This is a genomic window from Halalkalicoccus tibetensis, from assembly GCF_037996645.1.
Lineage (GTDB): Archaea > Halobacteriota > Halobacteria > Halobacteriales > Halalkalicoccaceae > Halalkalicoccus > Halalkalicoccus tibetensis.
Window position 1 is genome coordinate 711,232 of record NZ_JBBMXV010000001.1, and the last position, 15,788, is coordinate 727,019.

Annotated in this window: 17 protein-coding genes; 8 read left to right on the top strand and 9 right to left on the bottom strand. The window is 67.0% G+C overall.

Features of this window, described 5'->3' with window-relative positions; all coding sequences use genetic code 11:
* Window positions 1-14 precede the first annotated feature (14 nt).
* The 3 genes from gatE to WOA58_RS03975 all read left to right on the top strand — a co-directional run bounded on the left by gatE (window position 15) and on the right by WOA58_RS03975 (window position 3,648).
* Complete coding sequence (gene gatE / locus WOA58_RS03965; RefSeq protein WP_340602861.1) at window positions 15-1,889, top strand: Glu-tRNA(Gln) amidotransferase subunit GatE; 1,875 nt, start codon at window positions 15-17, stop codon at window positions 1,887-1,889.
* Between the two features lie 61 nt (window positions 1,890-1,950).
* Entirely contained in the window at window positions 1,951-3,168 is a 1,218-nt protein-coding gene (locus WOA58_RS03970; RefSeq protein ID WP_340602862.1) for a DUF418 domain-containing protein, read from the top strand.
* 204 nt (window positions 3,169-3,372) lie between these two features.
* A complete protein-coding gene (locus WOA58_RS03975; protein ID WP_340602863.1) occupies window positions 3,373-3,648 on the top strand; it encodes a hypothetical protein in 276 nt (91 codons plus the stop codon).
* Between the two features lie 16 nt (window positions 3,649-3,664).
* Here WOA58_RS03975 and WOA58_RS03980 read toward each other — a convergent pair whose 3' ends face one another.
* On the bottom strand, window positions 3,665-4,381 hold the full coding sequence (locus WOA58_RS03980; RefSeq protein WP_340602864.1) for an RNA methyltransferase: 717 nt from the start codon (window positions 4,379-4,381) through the stop codon (window positions 3,665-3,667).
* Complete coding sequence (locus WOA58_RS03985) at window positions 4,378-4,902, bottom strand: hypothetical protein (RefSeq protein ID WP_340602865.1); 525 nt, start codon at window positions 4,900-4,902, stop codon at window positions 4,378-4,380. The genes WOA58_RS03980 and WOA58_RS03985 overlap by 4 nt, the downstream gene beginning before the upstream one ends.
* Window positions 4,903-4,993: 91 nt before the next feature.
* On the opposite strand from WOA58_RS03985, the gene folP reads away from it, so the two are divergent.
* The 3 genes from folP to WOA58_RS04000 all read left to right on the top strand — a co-directional run bounded on the left by folP (window position 4,994) and on the right by WOA58_RS04000 (window position 8,028).
* Window positions 4,994-6,133, top strand: coding sequence for a dihydropteroate synthase (folP, locus tag WOA58_RS03990; RefSeq protein WP_340602866.1), 1,140 nt, complete (start codon window positions 4,994-4,996; stop codon window positions 6,131-6,133).
* 126 nt (window positions 6,134-6,259) lie between these two features.
* Window positions 6,260-6,940, top strand: a complete 681-nt coding sequence (locus WOA58_RS03995) for a 6-hydroxymethylpterin diphosphokinase MptE-like protein (RefSeq protein ID WP_340602867.1) — start codon at window positions 6,260-6,262, stop codon at window positions 6,938-6,940.
* A 26-nt stretch (window positions 6,941-6,966) separates the two neighbouring features.
* The gene (locus tag WOA58_RS04000; RefSeq protein ID WP_340602868.1) at window positions 6,967-8,028 is read left to right on the top strand and encodes a zinc-dependent alcohol dehydrogenase family protein; all 1,062 of its coding nucleotides are present in this window, start codon (window positions 6,967-6,969) and stop codon (window positions 8,026-8,028) included.
* On the opposite strand, the gene WOA58_RS04005 is transcribed toward WOA58_RS04000, so the two are convergent.
* The 3 genes from WOA58_RS04005 to WOA58_RS04015 all read right to left on the bottom strand — a co-directional run bounded on the left by WOA58_RS04005 (window position 8,025) and on the right by WOA58_RS04015 (window position 10,176).
* Window positions 8,025-8,405 (bottom strand): hypothetical protein, encoded by a 381-nt coding sequence (locus WOA58_RS04005; RefSeq protein WP_340602869.1) that lies wholly within the window; start codon window positions 8,403-8,405, stop codon window positions 8,025-8,027. The two genes, WOA58_RS04000 and WOA58_RS04005, sit on opposite strands and share 4 nt — an antisense overlap.
* Window positions 8,406-8,507: 102 nt before the next feature.
* Window positions 8,508-9,077, bottom strand: coding sequence for a hypothetical protein (locus WOA58_RS04010; protein ID WP_340602870.1), 570 nt, complete (start codon window positions 9,075-9,077; stop codon window positions 8,508-8,510).
* A gap of 79 nt (window positions 9,078-9,156) precedes the next feature.
* On the bottom strand, window positions 9,157-10,176 hold the full coding sequence (locus WOA58_RS04015; RefSeq protein ID WP_340602871.1) for a quinone oxidoreductase family protein: 1,020 nt from the start codon (window positions 10,174-10,176) through the stop codon (window positions 9,157-9,159).
* A 71-nt stretch (window positions 10,177-10,247) separates the two neighbouring features.
* Here WOA58_RS04015 and WOA58_RS04020 point away from each other — a divergent pair, with 71 nt between their 5' ends.
* Complete coding sequence (locus WOA58_RS04020; protein WP_340602872.1) at window positions 10,248-11,657, top strand: carotenoid oxygenase family protein; 1,410 nt, start codon at window positions 10,248-10,250, stop codon at window positions 11,655-11,657.
* Between the two features lie 77 nt (window positions 11,658-11,734).
* Here WOA58_RS04020 and WOA58_RS04025 read toward each other — a convergent pair whose 3' ends face one another.
* The 3 genes from WOA58_RS04025 to WOA58_RS04035 form a co-directional block, all read right to left on the bottom strand.
* Entirely contained in the window at window positions 11,735-12,109 is a 375-nt protein-coding gene (locus WOA58_RS04025) for an Hsp20/alpha crystallin family protein (RefSeq protein ID WP_340602873.1), read from the bottom strand.
* 61 nt (window positions 12,110-12,170) lie between these two features.
* Window positions 12,171-13,169 (bottom strand): TIGR04024 family LLM class F420-dependent oxidoreductase, encoded by a 999-nt coding sequence (locus tag WOA58_RS04030; RefSeq protein ID WP_340602874.1) that lies wholly within the window; start codon window positions 13,167-13,169, stop codon window positions 12,171-12,173.
* Between the two features lie 52 nt (window positions 13,170-13,221).
* On the bottom strand, window positions 13,222-14,127 hold the full coding sequence (locus tag WOA58_RS04035) for a ribonucleotide-diphosphate reductase subunit beta (RefSeq protein ID WP_340602875.1): 906 nt from the start codon (window positions 14,125-14,127) through the stop codon (window positions 13,222-13,224).
* A 79-nt stretch (window positions 14,128-14,206) separates the two neighbouring features.
* Between WOA58_RS04035 and WOA58_RS04040 the strand changes: the two genes are divergently transcribed.
* Entirely contained in the window at window positions 14,207-14,446 is a 240-nt protein-coding gene (locus WOA58_RS04040; RefSeq protein WP_340602876.1) for a glutaredoxin family protein, read from the top strand.
* A gap of 6 nt (window positions 14,447-14,452) precedes the next feature.
* Here WOA58_RS04040 and WOA58_RS04045 read toward each other — a convergent pair whose 3' ends face one another.
* Window positions 14,453-15,469 (bottom strand): phosphate uptake regulator PhoU, encoded by a 1,017-nt coding sequence (locus tag WOA58_RS04045; RefSeq protein ID WP_340602877.1) that lies wholly within the window; start codon window positions 15,467-15,469, stop codon window positions 14,453-14,455.
* Between the last annotated feature and the right edge of the window lie 319 nt (window positions 15,470-15,788).

Sequence of the window (15,788 nt, forward strand, 5' to 3'; positions counted from 1 at the left end):
CCCACGTCGGCACAATGACCGCCGACGACTACGACTACGAGGCGCTGGGGCTCGTCGCCGGCCTCGAGATCCACCAGCAGCTCGATACGGAGACGAAGCTCTTCTGTGCCTGTCCGACCGAGCGACGCGAGCCCGAGGCGTCCTCGCATACGTTCACGCGCTACCTGCACCCGACGAAGAGCGAGCTCGGCGAGATCGACGAGGCAGCCCTCGAGGAGAGCCGGGTCGACCGCGAGTTCGAGTATCTGGCCTACGACACGACCTGCCTCGTCGAGGCCGACGACGAGCCGCCCCACCGGATGGACGAGGAGGCGCTCTCGGTCGCCCTGGAGATCGCGGGGCTGCTCGACGCCGAGCCCGTCGACCGGGCCCACGTCATGCGCAAGATCGTCGTCGACGGCTCGAACACCTCGGGGTTCCAGCGTTCGTCGCTGATCGCCACGAACGGCGCGATCGAGACGAGCGAGGGCCCCGTTGGGATCGAGGACCTCCTCTTGGAGGAAGAAAGCGCCCAGCGGATCGAGGAGACCGATAACGGAGTGCGCTGGAGCCTCGACCGGCTGGGGATCCCCCTCGTGGAGATCGGCACCAGCCCCGACATCTCCTCGCCCGAGCAGGCCCTGGAGGCCGCAGAACGGATCGGCATGCTGCTTCGCTCGACGGGGACGGTAAAGCGGGGCCTCGGCACCATCCGCCAGGACGTCAACGTCTCGATCGCGGAGGGCGCCCGCGTCGAGATGAAGGGCGTCCAGAGCCTCGACGACATCGACGACCTCGTGCGCGGGGAGGTCGGCCGGCAGGTCGAGCTGCTGGAGATTGCCGCGGAGCTCGAATCGCGCGACGCGGCGGTCGGCGATCCCGCGGACGTGAGCGAACTCTTCGCCGACACCGACAGCGGGGTCATCGCCGGCGCCCTCTCGGACGGCGGCTCGGTGATGGCGGTCCCGCTGTACGGCTTCGACGGGCTGGTCGGCCGCGAGCTCCAGCCCGATCGGCGCCTGGGTACCGAGCTCTCCGATCACGCGAAGCGCCACGGCGCGGGCGGGGTCTTCCACACCGACGAACTGCCCGCCTACGGCGTCACGGAGGCGGAGGTCGAGGCGCTGCGCGAGGCGGTGGGGGCCGGCCCCGAGGACGCGGTCGCCATCGTCGCCGACGACGCGGACACCGCCGAAAGCGCGATCGGGGCCGTCGCGGCGCGGGCCGAAACGGCCATCGAGGGCGTCCCCGAGGAGACCCGCGGCGCCAACGAGGACGGCACCTCGCGATACCTCCGTCCCCTGCCGGGCGCCGCGCGGATGTACCCCGAGACGGACGTTCCTCCGGTGGATCCCGACCCGAGCGAGGTCGAGACGCCCGAGCTCCTCACCGAGAAGGTCGAACGCTATCAGGAAGAACACGGCCTCGACGCCGGGCTCGCCGAACAGGTCGCCTACGGCCGACGAATGCCGCTGTTCGAACACGTCGTGAGCGAGGGGGTCGATCCCACGCTCGCCGCCGGCACGCTCGAATCCACCCTGACCGAGTTGCGCCGCGACGACGTCCCCGTCGGGAACCTCTCCGAGGACCAGGTCGCCGGGACGCTCGCGCTCGCGCGCGACGGCGACCTCCCGAAGGGCAGCGTCGGCGACCTGCTCGCGGCGATCGCCGACTCCCCCGAGCTGACAGCCGAGGAGGCCCTCGAACGCGAGGGGCTGGGCGGGGCCTCCGAGGACGAGGTCCGCGCGGCCGTCCGCGAGGTCGTCGAACGAAACGCCGAGCAGGTCGAGGAGGAGGGGATGGCCGCTTTCTCGGGGCTGATGGGCGAGGCGATGGGCGCCCTGGGCGGGAAGGCCGACGGCGAGGCCGTCAGCGCCGCGCTGCGCGAGGAGATCCAGCAGCGAGCGTGAGCCCCCCTCCGACGGTCGACCCGCGCCGGCGCGAACGGACGCCGGTCCGACCGCACGCGCGATGACTGACGCCGAGGACGGCCCGACGCCGGCGTCGGATCGCATCGTCGGCCTCGACGCGCTTCGCGGGTTCGCACTGCTCGGGATTCTGGTGATCAACGTCCGGGCGTTCTCGATGCCCGAAGTGGTCCTGACCAACCCGACGGCCTACGGCGACCTGACCGGGGCGAACTACTGGGTCTGGTTCGCGGGCCACGTCCTCGTCGAGGGGAAGTTCATCACGCTGTTCACCCTGCTGTTCGGCGGCGGGGTCGTCCTGTTCGCCCGGAGCGTCGAGTCGAAGGGAGGCCCCGCCCTCGAACTGCACTTCCGCCGATCCGGGTGGCTCGTCGCGTTCGGCCTGGCGCACGCCTACCTGCTGTGGTACGGCGACATCCTCGTCGCGTACGGCGTCTGCGCGCTGGGCGTCGTCTTCCTTCGCGATCGCCCACCGCGGGCGCTCGCGTCCCTCGGGATCGTGCTGCTGGCGTTCCCCTCGATCACCGAGGTCGCCTCGGGGCTCACCGTCGACCCGGCCGCCATCGCGAGCAGCTGGCAGCCCTCGGGGGCGGCCCTCCGGGCCGAGATCGAGGCCTACCGTGGCGGCTGGCTCGAACAGATGGACCACCGGGTCCCGACGGCCCTCGAGCGCCAGACGTCGGGGCTGCTCGGCTACAGCGCCTGGCGGGTGGGCGGCTCCATGCTGCTCGGGATGGCGCTGTTCAAGTGGGGCCTGCTGACGAACGACCGATCGTCGCGGTTCTACCGCTGGCTGGTCGTCGGCGGGGCGGCAAGCGGGATCGCCCTGTCGCTCGTCGGCGTCTGGTACGTCCAGGCCAACGATTGGGCCGCCGGGGTGGCGCTGTTCTGGCGGCAGTTCAACTACTGGGCGAGCTTCCCCCTGGCCGGCGCGTACATCGGGCTGGTCATGCTGTACTGTCGGTGGCGCCCCGACGGGGTCGCGACGCGGGCACTGGCCGCCGTCGGCCGGACGGCCTTCAGCAACTACGTCCTCCAGACAGTACTCGCCACGTCGGTCTTCTACGGGCACGGCCTCGGCCTGTTCGGAGGAGTGAGCCGAGTCGGGGCGCTCGGCGTCGTCGTCGCGATCTGGGCGATACAGGTCCCGCTATCGGCCCTCTGGCTACGGCACTTCCGGTTCGGACCGCTGGAATGGCTCTGGCGCACCCTCACCTACGGGAGCCTCCAGCCGATCCGGAACGGGAGAACCGACGACTAGCGGCTCGTTCCCGAACGGCTCGGCGCTTCCGGGTCGCGCCCTCGATCGCCCGTAGTAGCCCACGTACCGTCGTGACCACCCAGCTACTCGGATGGGCCGTCCCACGAGTCGGTCGAACCACACCGCTGTTCCCTATGACTCGATACATCGTCACGTGGTAACACTTATACATATTGAACTACAATTATGGATAGGGTGTAAGGGATGGTCACGCCTCCGCCGGCCTCGAGGGGAACCGGGAGACCGACCGCCTCCCGTACGAGCGCGACGGGCGACGAGACGCCCGTCAGGGACTACGTCTTCGCGGCCCTCGGGCTCGCGATCGCGCTCGTCGCGGTCGTCCTGCTGGCCCCGGTCTCCTTCGCAGTGACGGGGGCGGGGAGCCTCGGCGCGACCGCGCTCGTCGGCCTGTTCGTCGTCTTCTGGCTGGCGATCTGGGTCTGCCTCCAGACCGCCTGGCTGTGGGTCTCGACCGCGTGAGCTGTCGAGCCACCCGTTATCGCTCCCGCGTCGCGCGCTCGATCGCCCGCAGAACCCCGTGCAACGTCGTTATCTCCCTGTCGGTCGGGTGGGCCCGACCCACGAGCCGCCGGACCAGCCGCATCGTCTTCGGGCGCTTGCCCTCGGGATATCCCACCGCTCGTAGCGTCTCGTCGAACCGGTCGTAGAAGCGCTCGATCTCGGGCTCGTCGGCGCGTTCGTGCTCCACGTCGGGCAGCTGCGAGTCGCCCATCGCCAGCCCCCGGAGCTCGTAGAGCGCCACCGTCGCGGCCTGTCCGAGGTTGAGAACGGGGTAGTCGGCGCTCGCGGGGATCGCACAGATCTGATCGAGTCGGGCGAGCTCCTCGTTGGTGAGCCCGACGCGCTCGCGCCCGAAGACGAGCGCGACGTCGGCTTCGACTCCCGAGAGGTCCTCGGCGAGCTCCTCCGGCGTGCGGAAGGGAAAGCGGACGTGTTTGCGGGCGTCCTCGTTGGTCGTCGCGGTGAAGCCCACGGTGTGGAACCCCTCGACGACCTCCTCGAAGCTCACCGTCTCGGCGTTCGGCAGGACGTCCTCGCGGGCCTGGCCGGCGAAGCCGTACGCCTCGCCGTCGGGATCGAGTTCGGGTGGGTCGACAAGCAACAGTTCGGAGAAGCCGAAGTTCTTCATCGCGCGAGCGATCGTGCCGACGTTTCCGGGGGTTTCGGCCCCGACGACGACCACCGAACTCACGAGGAGGGGTACTCCTGGGAGATGTCGAAGTCACGCAGGTCGATCTTCTCGTCGTCCTCGGGCGCCTCGACCTGCATCTCCTCGAAGTCGATCTCGCTGGGTTCGGGGACGTCCTCCGGGTCGGTCTCGACGTGCTCGATCCCCTCGTAGTTGCCCGGCGCGCGCCCGTCGTCGGCGAACCACTCGTGGAAGGCGTCCTTCAGCTCGTCCTCGCCCATGTACTCACGGCCGCCGTCCTCCTGGAACCAGTAGAGGAAGTCCGGCTCGTGCTCGTCACAGAGCAGCACCTCCGAGCGGGGCTCGCCGTAGACCGCCTCCGCGACGTTGCACTCCTCGAGGTTCGCGTCGCCGTGGATCAGCCAGCAGGCCTGACACGGCGAGGTGACCAGCAGCTCGAGGCGTTCGAGGCGCAGGCGCGTCTCGTCGGGGATCTCCTCGAGGGGTTTGAACTCCCCCTCGGAGTCGAACACCTCCCGCTCGTCGAACCGCCAGCCGCGAAGCCCGATGCTCACCTTGCCCATACCGGGGCTATCGGCGCGGTCGGTAAAAACCGCGTGGATCGCTCCACCGCGAACCGGACCGCCTATCTGCCCGTCGTCCCAACCCCCGCCCATGCGAACCGTCGACGCGGCCGGGCTGGGGATCGGCGACGACCACCCCTCGCGGATCATGGGCGTGTTGAACGTCAGCGAGGAGTCGCCCTACGACCCGAGCGTCTTCGCCGATCCCGGCGAGGCGGCCGCGTACGTCGATCGCGACCTGATCGACGAGGGAGCGGACATCGTCGACGTCGGCCTCGAATCGGCGAACAAGCGCCTCGACGTGCTCTCGGCCGAGGAGGAGCTCGACCGGCTCGACACCGCCGTCGAGGCCATCGAATCGGTTTCCGGGGAGGCGGTCTTCTCGATCGAGACGCGCTACGCGGAGGTCGCCGACGCGGCCCTGTCGCGGGGATTCGACATGGTCAACGACGTCTGTGGCTTCGCCGACCCCGCGATGCCCGACGTTTGCGACGATCACGACGCCGCCGTCGTCAAGATGGCCTCGCCGCCGGATCTGAAACGCCCCGGCGCCGTCGAATCGGTCGACGAGATCTACGAGGCCCTCGCGATGAACGGCTTCACCGGGAAGACGATCCTCGATCCCGCCTTCGGGGGCTGGTCGGAGGAGAAGACCCTCGCGGACGACCGCGAGACGTTTCGGAAGCTGCGGGAGTTCCGAGCCTACGGCCGCCCACTGCTGGTCTCGATCAACCGCAAGAACTTCCTGCGGGCGGTCGCCGGGCGGGAGACGGACGAGGCGCTGCCCGTCTCGCTGGCCGCGACAGCGATGGCCGTCGAGCGCGGCGCGCACGTCCTTCGAACCCACGACGTCGCCGAGACCCGCGACGCCGCCCTGATCGGCCGGGAGTTCGCCCGCGATCGGGTCCGCGGGACCGGCACCGATCCCACGGTCGAGGAACTCGACGTGACGACCCGAGCGGAGGCCGCGCGCCACCTCGAACGCGTCGGCGCGAGTGCGGGGATCGCCGACGCGGGGATCACCCGTTGGTTCCGTCTCGCCGGGCTGGGAGGGGCTCGCGAACCGCTCGCCGCCGCGGTCGCCGACGCCGAGGGGGTGCGCCTCGCCGGAACGGATCCGGCGGTACTGTTCGGCACCCCTCGCGGCTTCGAGGCACTGAACCGGGCGATCCCCGACGGTACGGACCGTCTCCGCGAGATAGTCTCGAAGATTTTACATGATATTAACTAAGAGAAAGCTTATACCGGAGGCGGTAAAACCGACAGGTGGAAGCCGGAACGGCCCCCGGGTAGGGGTACTCGGGCCACTCCGGCTCACGGAACCGTTTTTATCGACGCCGACCGACGAGCCACGGCCATGAACTTCGCGACCTGGGAGCCCGTCTACGGGGCGATCCTCGCCGACCTCGGGTTCGACCGCACCGGCGACGAGCGCGCCCGCGACGTCCTCGTCGACCTCGCCGAGCCCTTCGAGACGGATCGGCTCGCGGGGATCGAGGGCGCGACCGTCGCGGTGGCGGGCGCGGGCCCCTCGCTTCCGGGCGAACTCGACCTCGCGGCCGAGGCCGACTACGTGATCGCCGCCTCGACCGCCGCGGACGTCCTCATGGAGGCGGGCATCGACCCCGACCTGTTCGTGACGGACGTCGACAAGAACCCCGAGACGCTCCGGGGATTGACCGAGCGGGGGGTTCCGGCGGCCGTCCACGCCCACGGCGACAACGTCGGGCTGATCGAGCGATGGATGCCCCGGCTCGCCGGCGAGAACGTCCTCCCGACGACGCAGGCCGCCCCGAAGGGCCCCGTCAAGAACTTCGGCGGCTTCACCGACGGCGACCGCGGGGCCTTCCTCGCGGACCACTTCGGCGCGGCTCGGCTGGCGTTCCCGGGCTGGGACCTCGACGACCCCTCCGTCGGGCCGATGAAGGCCCGCAAGCTCCGCTGGGCCGAGCGGCTGCTCCGCTGGCTCGAGACCCGCCGCGACGAGCGCTTTCCCGTCCTCGACGGACGGCGGGACGGGATCGATCCTGTATATTAATCATTCAATAGTCCGTGGTCGGAGTGATGCGCGCCGCTGTACTCCACGACCACGGCGAACCGCTCGAGATCGAATCCGTCGACGCGCCCGAGCCCGACCCCGACGGGGTGGTCGTCGACGTCGAGGCCTGCGGGATCTGTCGAAGCGACTGGCACGGCTGGCAGGGCGACTGGGACTGGCTCGGGATCCAGCCCCAGGAGGGCCAGATCCTCGGCCACGAACCTGCCGGCACCGTCGTCTCTGCCGGGGCGGACGTCGAGTGGGTTCGCGAGGGCGATCGCGTCGCGGTCCCGTTCAACCTCGGCGACGGTAGCTGCCACCAGTGTCGGAACGGCCGCTCGAACATCTGTGAGAACGTCCGGCCGCTGGGGTTCGTCGAGTCGGCCCAGGGGGCGTTCGCCGAGCAGGTCCACGTGCCCGCGGCCGACCACAACGCGGTTTCGCTCCCCGAGGGGGTCTCGGCGACCGACATGGCCGGACTGGGCTGTCGGTTCATGACCTCCTTTCACGGGCTGGCCCACCGGGCGAACGTCAGTGCGGGCGACTGGGTCGCGGTCCACGGCTGTGGCGGCGTCGGCCTCTCAGCGGTCCACATCGCCGATGCCCTGGGTGCGAACGTGATCGCGGTCGACCTGGTCGACGAGAAGCTCGCGACGGCCGAGGGGCTGGGGGCGGTCGAGACCGTGAACGCGGGCGAGGTCGAGGACGTTCCCCGGGAGGTCAAGGCGATCATGGACGGCGGGGCGAACGTCGCGGTCGACGCGCTGGGGATCGCCGAGACGTGTCGCAACTCGGTGATGAGCCTCGGGCGCCGCGGCAAGCACGTCCAGATCGGGCTGAGCACGAGCGACGAGCGGGGGCAGGTCTCGCTGCCGACCGACCTGATGGTGATGAACGAGATCGAGTTCATCGGCTCGCTGGGGATGCAGCCCACGCGCTACGACGAGATCTTCCGGATGGTCGCGACCGGCAAGCTCGATCCCGGCGCGGTCGTCTCCGGGACCGTCTCGCTCGACGACGTGCCCGAGAAGCTGGCGGCGATGAGCGACTACGGCACCGAAGGGATCCCGGTGATCGACTCCTTCTAAACTAAAGTCCGCATATATTCCCCGAATTTCAGATTGTTCGTCACTATCTCCCCTTCATTTATTTCATCTTTTAATCTGCTTTTTATTTCCTCTGAACCACTTCCCGATACGATTCTTATTTTATCTCCATCTTCTACTCCTTCATTGACAGCATTGATTAATCTACTGTCATGACTGCTGATCCGACTTCCGATTACAATTAACTCTGTTGAAATGTCTATATAGGATTTTGCTGCTCTCCAAACAGGAGGATAAGCACGTACCTTTTCGTAGTCCTTTTTCCCTCCGATAGGTGGAATAACTGCAGGTTCATACATATGATCCAGATCAAAAACAAGATCTTTATAGTCGCGGGCTTCTAGTTCATCAAACCCCATATACTTCATGCTCGAAAGGGATTTATTGCTATGAACGGCTTGGATTCTATCTCGTAATGAACCCGAATATGGATTAGTTTGAATACCTGAAAAATCATTCAATCAGTTTATTGATCCGTGGACTTTTGATATTGATATACTTCGGGCTTTATGCTTTGGACCTCTGTAGAATCTCCTTCCCAATCCACCATAGTGATAATCACTCTGTTCATGCTTGATAGCTTTCTCAAACATTGTGTCATAGTTTAATGATATTACGCGTGCCTCTTGGTCAGATTCGAGGATATGAGTTGCTAGAGAAGTGTAGTTATCATCTCCTGGAGTATATTGAGACACGTACTGCCTAAACAATTCATAAAAATAGTAATATGATTCGCTTAGTGCTTTCTGCAGCCGATTTGATTCACGGTTATTCCCATTTTCGACTTCCTGACGAAAATTCTGATCCAGATTTTCTAAGAATACTTCGGAGTTCAGTCTTGAATCCCCTATACCCCGTCGCGATCCAACTTCTTTTTCCACTTCCTCTAGCAATTCTGTAAACTCGTCTTTTTTCAACAACCCTGATTTCCATCCATCGGCAAATAGCCAATCCCCCATTGGTGGTGTTGCTGAGTTACTATTTTTGCACCCAGCAGATGCACCCGCACCGAGCAGAAAGCACTGGGACATAATCTTTTAGTCTGGACTGGAGTTACTTATATTTGTTATATTTCCACCATGGATACAGAATATAAAGTAAAGATGCGATTTATGGAATAAGTACGACCTTCCCGCTGCTCTCGCGGTTCTCGATGAAGGCGTGGGCGTCGGCCGCCTCCTCTAGGTCGAACGTCTCGCCGACGACGACCCCCAGCTCGCCCGATGAAAAGCCCTCGGTGAGGTCCTCGACGGCCGAGAACACTCTCTCTGGTGCCTGCTGGCTCGCTCGGCCGAGGTGGTAGCCGATCACCGAGTGGTTGCCGAAGAACAGCTCCGGGGTCTCGACGACGCCGGGCTCGCCACTCGCGACCCCGTAGGTCACGACCCGGCCGAACGGCGCGAGCGTCTCGACGCTCCGCTCGAAGCTCTCGCCGCCCACGCCGTCGAGCACGAGATCGAGCCCCTCGTCGGTGATCTCGTCCACTTCTTCCGCGAACTCCGTCTCGGTGTAGTTAATCGGGTGATCACAGCCCAGCTCCGCGGCGAGGTCGAGCTTCTCGGGGGTGCTCGCGGTGCCGAACACCTCCGCGCCCGCTCTGGAGGCCAGCTGGACGGCCGCCGTTCCGACGCCGCCAGCGGCCGCGTGGATCAGCACCCGTTCGCCGTCCGCTCGCGGGCTTTGCCCGCTCGCGTTTTCCGAGGCGCCCTGCGCCTCGCGCTCCAGCCCGCCCCACTCGAACAGGCAGTTGTGCGCGGTGAGATACTGGACCGGGAAGCCCGCGGCCTCCTCGAAGCCCATCCCCTCGGGGACCGGAAACAGCGCCCCCGCGTCGGCGACGGCGTACTCCGCGTAGCCGCCCTGGCCGATCATCCCGACGACCCGATCACCCGCCTCCAAGTCGACCCCGTCGCCCGCTTCCTCGACGACGCCCGCGGCCTCCATGCCGGGCGTGAAGGGTGGCTGTGGACCGCCGGGATACTCGCCCCGACGCTGCATGACGTCCGCGAAGTTGATCCCCGCCGCGCGCACCTCGAGCAGTACCTCCCCCGACCCGGGCTCGGGTCGCTCGACTTCCCGTGGTTCGAGCGCGCCACTGTCGCCGAACGCCTCGATCCTGATGGCTTTCACGTCCCCGACTCGGGGCGCCGGCCCCATAAAACGGGACCAGAACTATGCGCCGGGGGAGCGTCGTCCCGCGTATGGCAGACCACCGTTTGGGATTCGAGTCGTTCGACGAGGAGACGGATCCGGTCGAACTCGACGTCGCGGGCGAGCTCCCGGAGTGGCTCTCGGGGACGCTCTACCGCAACGGCCCCGGCGACTTCGAGGTCGGCGACCGCGACCTGACCCACTGGTTCGACGGGTTCGCACTGCTGCGGCGCTTCCGGTTCGATGACGGGATCGAGTACTCGAGTCGCTTCCTCGAGAGCGACGCCTACCGGGCGGCCCGGGAGGGCGAGCTCCGGTATCCCGAGTTCGGGACGAACCCCGACTGGTCGTTCCTCGGGCGACTGCGGGGCCTGCTGGGCGGGGCCCGAACCGATAACGCCTCGCTGACGGTCCGTCACCGCGACGGCGAACACCGCGCGGTGACCGAGACCGCACGCGAGGTCGCCTTCGACCCCGTCGACCTCTCGACGCTCGGCACGCACGACGGGAGCGTCGAGGGGACCGGCACCCTCGCGCACGACCACTACGACTTCCACCAGGAGGAGTGGGTCGGCCTCGGGATCGACTACGGCCGCGACTCGGGCTACGTCCTCTATCACGACCCCGACGACGGCCCCGCCGAGACGGTCGCCCACGTCGAGCGCGACGAACCCGCCTACATGCACAGCTTCGCGCTCACCGACCACTACGCCGTGCTCACCGAACACCCCTTCACGACCTCCCCGCGCCGCCTGCTCGACTCGCGCCCGTTCGCCGAGAGCTTCCGGTGGTACCCCGAGCGCGACACCCGGTTCCTCGTCGTCGACCGACGCGAGGGGGAGGTCGTCGCCGAACCGACCGTCCCGCCCTTCTTCACCTTCCACCACGTCGACGCCTTCGAGCGCGGCGACGAGCTGTTCGTCGACCTGGTCGCCTTCGAGGACCACTCGGTCGTGGAGTCGCTCTCGCTCGCGAACCTCCGATCGCGCGCCCCCGAGGTCCCGGACGGCGAGCTCCGACGCTACCGGATCGACCTCGAGGCGGGGGAGGCGGAGGGCCGGACGCTCTTCGAGGAGGACATCGAGTTCCCGACCACCAACTACGCCGAGGCGAACCTCCACCCCTATCGGTTCTGCTACGGCGTCGGCTCGGAAGCGGGAAGCTTCAACGACCGCCTGCACAAGGTCGACGTCGAGCACGGGACGAACGAGGAGTGGAGAGAGGCGGAGCTACACCCCGGCGAGCCGCTGTTCGTCCCGCGTCCCGACGCCGAGGAGGAGGACGACGGCGTCCTCATCTCGGTCGCGCTCGACGTCGAGGAGGAACGTTCCTGCGTGCTCGTTCTCGACGCCGCGGGGTTCGAGGAGATCGCGCGCGCGTACCTCCCCCACGCGCTCCCCTTCGACTTCCACGGGACCTTCTACGCCGACGGCGAGGAGCCGACGCCGTCGATGACGTAGCCGGGACTACGCGATGAGCGACGGCGAAAACCGCGTTCTACAGAACGGGATCCCGAGACGGGGCGGCCGCTCGGCCGTTACTCCTCGATCGGGATCGTCTTTCCGTGCGGGGTCGACTCCTCGGCGATCGGGAGCCGGACCTTCAGGACGCCGTTCCTGTACGTCGCGGCGATGCCGTCCTCGTCGACGTCACGCGGGAAGCGGAACCGGCGATGGTAGGTCCGCTTTCGCCCGCGCTCGTCGTCGACGTGCTCGGCGGCGACGTTCAACACGCCGTCGTTCCACGCGAGGTCGATCGCCTCGCGCTCGAAGCCGGGCATGTCGACGCTGAGGACGAACTCGCCGTCCTCCTCGTACAGTTCGTAGTCGGTTCCGCCGCCCTCGCCGAAGATCCGGGAGGGCAGGTCGAGGCCTTGGTTCCATGTGCTGGTCGCGTTCGTCGGCAGCGCCATGGCTGTTCACCTCGAATGCATCCGATGCTATACTCACGGTTCGTAAAAATCTTACGCCGATCTACGGCGCGAGCGCCCCGATCGTCGCCTCGATCTCGTCCTCGCTCGCGCCCCGCGGGAAGCTGACCGCGACGGCGTCGAGCCCCTCGACGGACTCGAACCGCTCGACCCCCTCGCGGGCCTCCTCGGGCGTGCCCGCCGCACAGAGCTCGTCGAGCAGGCCGTCGGGGATCGCCGCCAGTGCCTCCTCACGATCACCGCTTCCCCACGCCGTCGCGACGGCCTCGGCTACCTCCCCGTAACCCTGGCGGGCCAGCGATTCCCGGTAGTAGGTCCCCATCCCGCCGACGTAGAAGGCGATATGTTGGCGAGCCAGTCGCCGGGCGCGCTCGCGGTCCTCCAGCGCACAGCAGGGCAGCGAGAGGGTCGTCCGCACGTCGTCCGGGTCGCGATCGCCCAGCTCGGCGCCGCGTTCGAGATCGGCGAGGCGCTCGCGGAGCCCGTCTGGCGTGAAGACGACGGCGTGCCAGCCGTCGGCGAACCGGCCGGCGAGCTCGACCGACTTCGGCCCCAGCCCCGCGGCGTCGATTTCCGGGGGGTCCTCGGGCGGCTCACCGCGGAGCCGGAAACCCGAGAGCTGGAACAGATCGCCGTCGTACTCGACGGACTCGCCCGAGAGCACCCGTTTGACGATTTCGACGGTCTCGCGGGTGTACCTGAGCGGCCGGTCGAACGCCGCGCCGTGCCAGCCCTCGATCACCGCGGGGCCGCTCGGCCCGATTCCGAGCCTGAATCGCCCCTCCGAGACCTCCTGGAGGGTGGCGGCGGTCTGGCCGAGCAGCGCCGGCGAGCGCGAGTAGACGGGGAGGATGCTCGAGCCCAGCTCTACGGAATCGGTGCGCTCGGCGAGCACCGTGAGGACGCTCACGGCGTCGCGCCCCCAGGTCTCGGGCAGCCAGACGCGGTCGTAGCCCGTTCGTTCGGCCTGCTGGGTGTACGAGACGATCGTCTCGACGCCCGACTGGGCGGCCACCGGCAGGTGGATCTCGCGTTCGCTCACCGAAAACTCACCTCGGGTTGTCCGTGCATACCACGGACACGGACGCTCGCCACTAAAAATCAGCGGGTCGCTCGACCGCCACCAGCTCCTCGACGTCGGGGATCTCGGCGCTCGCGTCCGAGAGCTGCTCCATACGCTGGAGGTGTTTCTCGGCGGCGTAGGTGGTGAGGTCCCCCTCGTCGAGGCCGGCCCCGTCCTCGCTCGCGGCCGCGGTCGCGGCCACCTCCTGGGTCAGCGGCAACAGGTTGTTGACCGTCCCGTGGACGACGTCGATCGGGACGCCCTCCCCGAGCAGCTCCTTCAGCTTCGCCATCCCGAACCCGACGTGGCGACCCTCGTCGCCGCGGATCTCCGCGAACCCGTCGACCAGCCCCGGGATCAGGGGCAGTTCGGGGATCTCGCCGCTGTAGTTGGTCTGGACGGCGTAGTAGCCCGTCTGGGCCATGATCCCCTCGATCGTCAGGTGGTAGTGACAGAGCGCCCGCACGCGGTTCGCGGGCGTGTCCTCCGTGAGCAGTCGGTCCATGGCCGCCTCGTTTCGCCCGAACAGCTCGTGGTAGGCGTCGAAGAACCAGCGGTCGTCGAGCGGCGAGCTCCGTTCGAGCCCGCGGTCGTCCTCCGCGGGGTTGATCACCTCCCGCCAGTAGCGGTCGAAGAAGTCGGTGTGTTTGGCCTCCTCGTAGAGCTGGGTCGTGACGAACATCTGGTCCTCGATCCCCTCCATGACGACCGACAGCGGCGCGAGGTCCTCGGTGACGGCCTCCTCGCCCGCGCCGAACAGCGCCAGCGTCCGCCTGAGGTCCGTGAAGGTCGCCTCGTCGAGCTTCCCGATCCGTTCGCGATCCGTGCTCAGGTCGATCTCCGCGGGGTCCCAGTGGCGCTCGACGGCGTTCCGGTAGTAGCGGTAGGACCGGGCGTCCCGGTCGAGGGAGTGCTCCGCGGCGGCGCTTCGATGCATGGATAAGAATTGTTGAATTCAGATAAAAGGATATTGCATGACGGGCTGACTTTTTACCGGTGGCGCGTCACTACCCGGTATGTCAGTCACGCTGTACCAGCTCGATGGTTGTCCGCACTGCGAAAAGGTCGCCGACCGGCTCGACGAGCTCGGCGTCGAGTACGAGACGATCTGGACCGAGGCGCTGCATTCGAAGCGAAACGAGGTCAAACGGGTCTCCGGCCAGCGGGGCGTGCCGGTGTTGGTCGACGAGGAGCGTGGGGTGACGATGCCCGAGTCCGACCGCATCCTCGAGTTCGCCGAGCGAAGCTACGCCTGAGCGCCCTCAGCGACGGACGCCCGTCGCCGCGGGCGCGGGCGTAGCCTTCTGGAGGGCGGTCTCGGCGATGTTCGCCCCGTAGTCGCCGATCCGCGACAGCGAGTCGACGATCAGCCCCAGCAGCTGGGCGTCGGTCGGGTCGACGCTTCTGAGGCGTTCGTCGATCGTCCGGGTCCGGGCGTCGATCCCCGCCGACCGGGCGAGCGTCGCCGTCGCGAGCTCCGTCGCCCGGTCGGAGTCCTCGACGAGGAAGGCGTCCATCGCGTTCTCGACGGTCTCGCGGGACTCGGTTTCGAGCGCCGCGAGCGGCTCGCGAACGCCCTCGGGGAGCCCGTCCAGCTCCTCGACGTGGCCCGCGATCTTGACCGAATGGTCCGCGATCCGCTCGATCTGTCTCGCACACGTCCGGTAGTCGAAGCAGGTCTCGCGCCCGAGGTCGATCGCGGCGGCCGCCCGCGGATCGCGCAACACGGAGCGAAACAGCCGCGAGGTGACGTACCACAGCCGGTCGACGTCGTCGTCGCGCTCGGCGAACGCCGCCGCCCGCACGGGCTCCCCCTCGAGCAGCCCCTCGGCCGCCTCCTCGAGCATCGACAGCGAGAGCAGGCGCATCTGCATGACGGTGTTGTGTAACGAGAGCTCCGAGGAATCGAGGAAGTCCTGGAGGACGATCCGGTCCTCGGTCTCGGCGCTGACCTCGAAGCCCACGAGGTCGGTTGCCGCCGACCGGATCGCACGACGCTGGTCGGTCGCGATCCGATCGCCCTCGAGGGCGATCTCGTCGAAGCCGTTGATGTAGAGGGTGACGATCCGGCTCTCGAGCTCCCCGGGGCTCGCGTCCTCGGTCGCGAGGGTCGTGCTGGCTTCGATGGCCACACTCGAGGGCGCGGCGACGAGGGTGTCGCCCTCCGGGTAGAACGCTAGCTCGCTTCCCGCCTCGATTCCGGTCTCGGTCGCCCACTCCTTGGGCAACGAGACGGTGTAGGTCGACCCGCCCGTGATCTGGACCTTACGGACCTCCATGCACCCCCTGTTCGCTCGCCCCTACATAAGCTCTTCTGAATCTATATACTTCAGTCAGAGCCGGGTATAGAGATCACAGTTCGGCGATCGGCCCCGAACGGACCGACTTACTATTGTCCGATGACCTCGGTATCACGAACGATCGTATCAGTCGGTGGATCTCGTGAGTGCGGATAAAACGGATACAAGGGCGTTTGTACGACGATATGGGTTCTAAGATCGCTATGGTCGCGATCGGAATACGTCCCGGGAAGTAGAGATATATGTATCTACATTCTACTATATATATCTCTTAGAAGAGTATTTACCATCTCTCGGG

What these genes read in the sequence shown, in the direction of transcription:
- gatE (WP_340602861.1), top strand. Translation starts at nt 15, where the DNA reads ATGACCGCCGACGACTACGACTACGAGGCGCTGGGGCTCGTCGCCGGC.
- WOA58_RS03970 (WP_340602862.1), top strand. Translation starts at nt 1,951, where the DNA reads ATGACTGACGCCGAGGACGGCCCGACGCCGGCGTCGGATCGCATCGTC.
- WOA58_RS03975 (WP_340602863.1), top strand. Translation starts at nt 3,373, where the DNA reads ATGGTCACGCCTCCGCCGGCCTCGAGGGGAACCGGGAGACCGACCGCC.
- WOA58_RS03985 (WP_340602865.1), bottom strand. Translation starts at nt 4,902, where the DNA reads ATGGGCAAGGTGAGCATCGGGCTTCGCGGCTGGCGGTTCGACGAGCGG.
- folP (WP_340602866.1), top strand. Translation starts at nt 4,994, where the DNA reads ATGCGAACCGTCGACGCGGCCGGGCTGGGGATCGGCGACGACCACCCC.
- WOA58_RS03995 (WP_340602867.1), top strand. Translation starts at nt 6,260, where the DNA reads ATGAACTTCGCGACCTGGGAGCCCGTCTACGGGGCGATCCTCGCCGAC.
- WOA58_RS04000 (WP_340602868.1), top strand. Translation starts at nt 6,967, where the DNA reads ATGCGCGCCGCTGTACTCCACGACCACGGCGAACCGCTCGAGATCGAA.
- WOA58_RS04005 (WP_340602869.1), bottom strand. Translation starts at nt 8,405, where the DNA reads ATGGGGTTTGATGAACTAGAAGCCCGCGACTATAAAGATCTTGTTTTT.
- WOA58_RS04010 (WP_340602870.1), bottom strand. Translation starts at nt 9,077, where the DNA reads ATGTCCCAGTGCTTTCTGCTCGGTGCGGGTGCATCTGCTGGGTGCAAA.
- WOA58_RS04020 (WP_340602872.1), top strand. Translation starts at nt 10,248, where the DNA reads ATGGCAGACCACCGTTTGGGATTCGAGTCGTTCGACGAGGAGACGGAT.
- WOA58_RS04025 (WP_340602873.1), bottom strand. Translation starts at nt 12,109, where the DNA reads ATGGCGCTGCCGACGAACGCGACCAGCACATGGAACCAAGGCCTCGAC.
- WOA58_RS04035 (WP_340602875.1), bottom strand. Translation starts at nt 14,127, where the DNA reads ATGCATCGAAGCGCCGCCGCGGAGCACTCCCTCGACCGGGACGCCCGG.
- WOA58_RS04040 (WP_340602876.1), top strand. Translation starts at nt 14,207, where the DNA reads ATGTCAGTCACGCTGTACCAGCTCGATGGTTGTCCGCACTGCGAAAAG.
- WOA58_RS04045 (WP_340602877.1), bottom strand. Translation starts at nt 15,469, where the DNA reads ATGGAGGTCCGTAAGGTCCAGATCACGGGCGGGTCGACCTACACCGTC.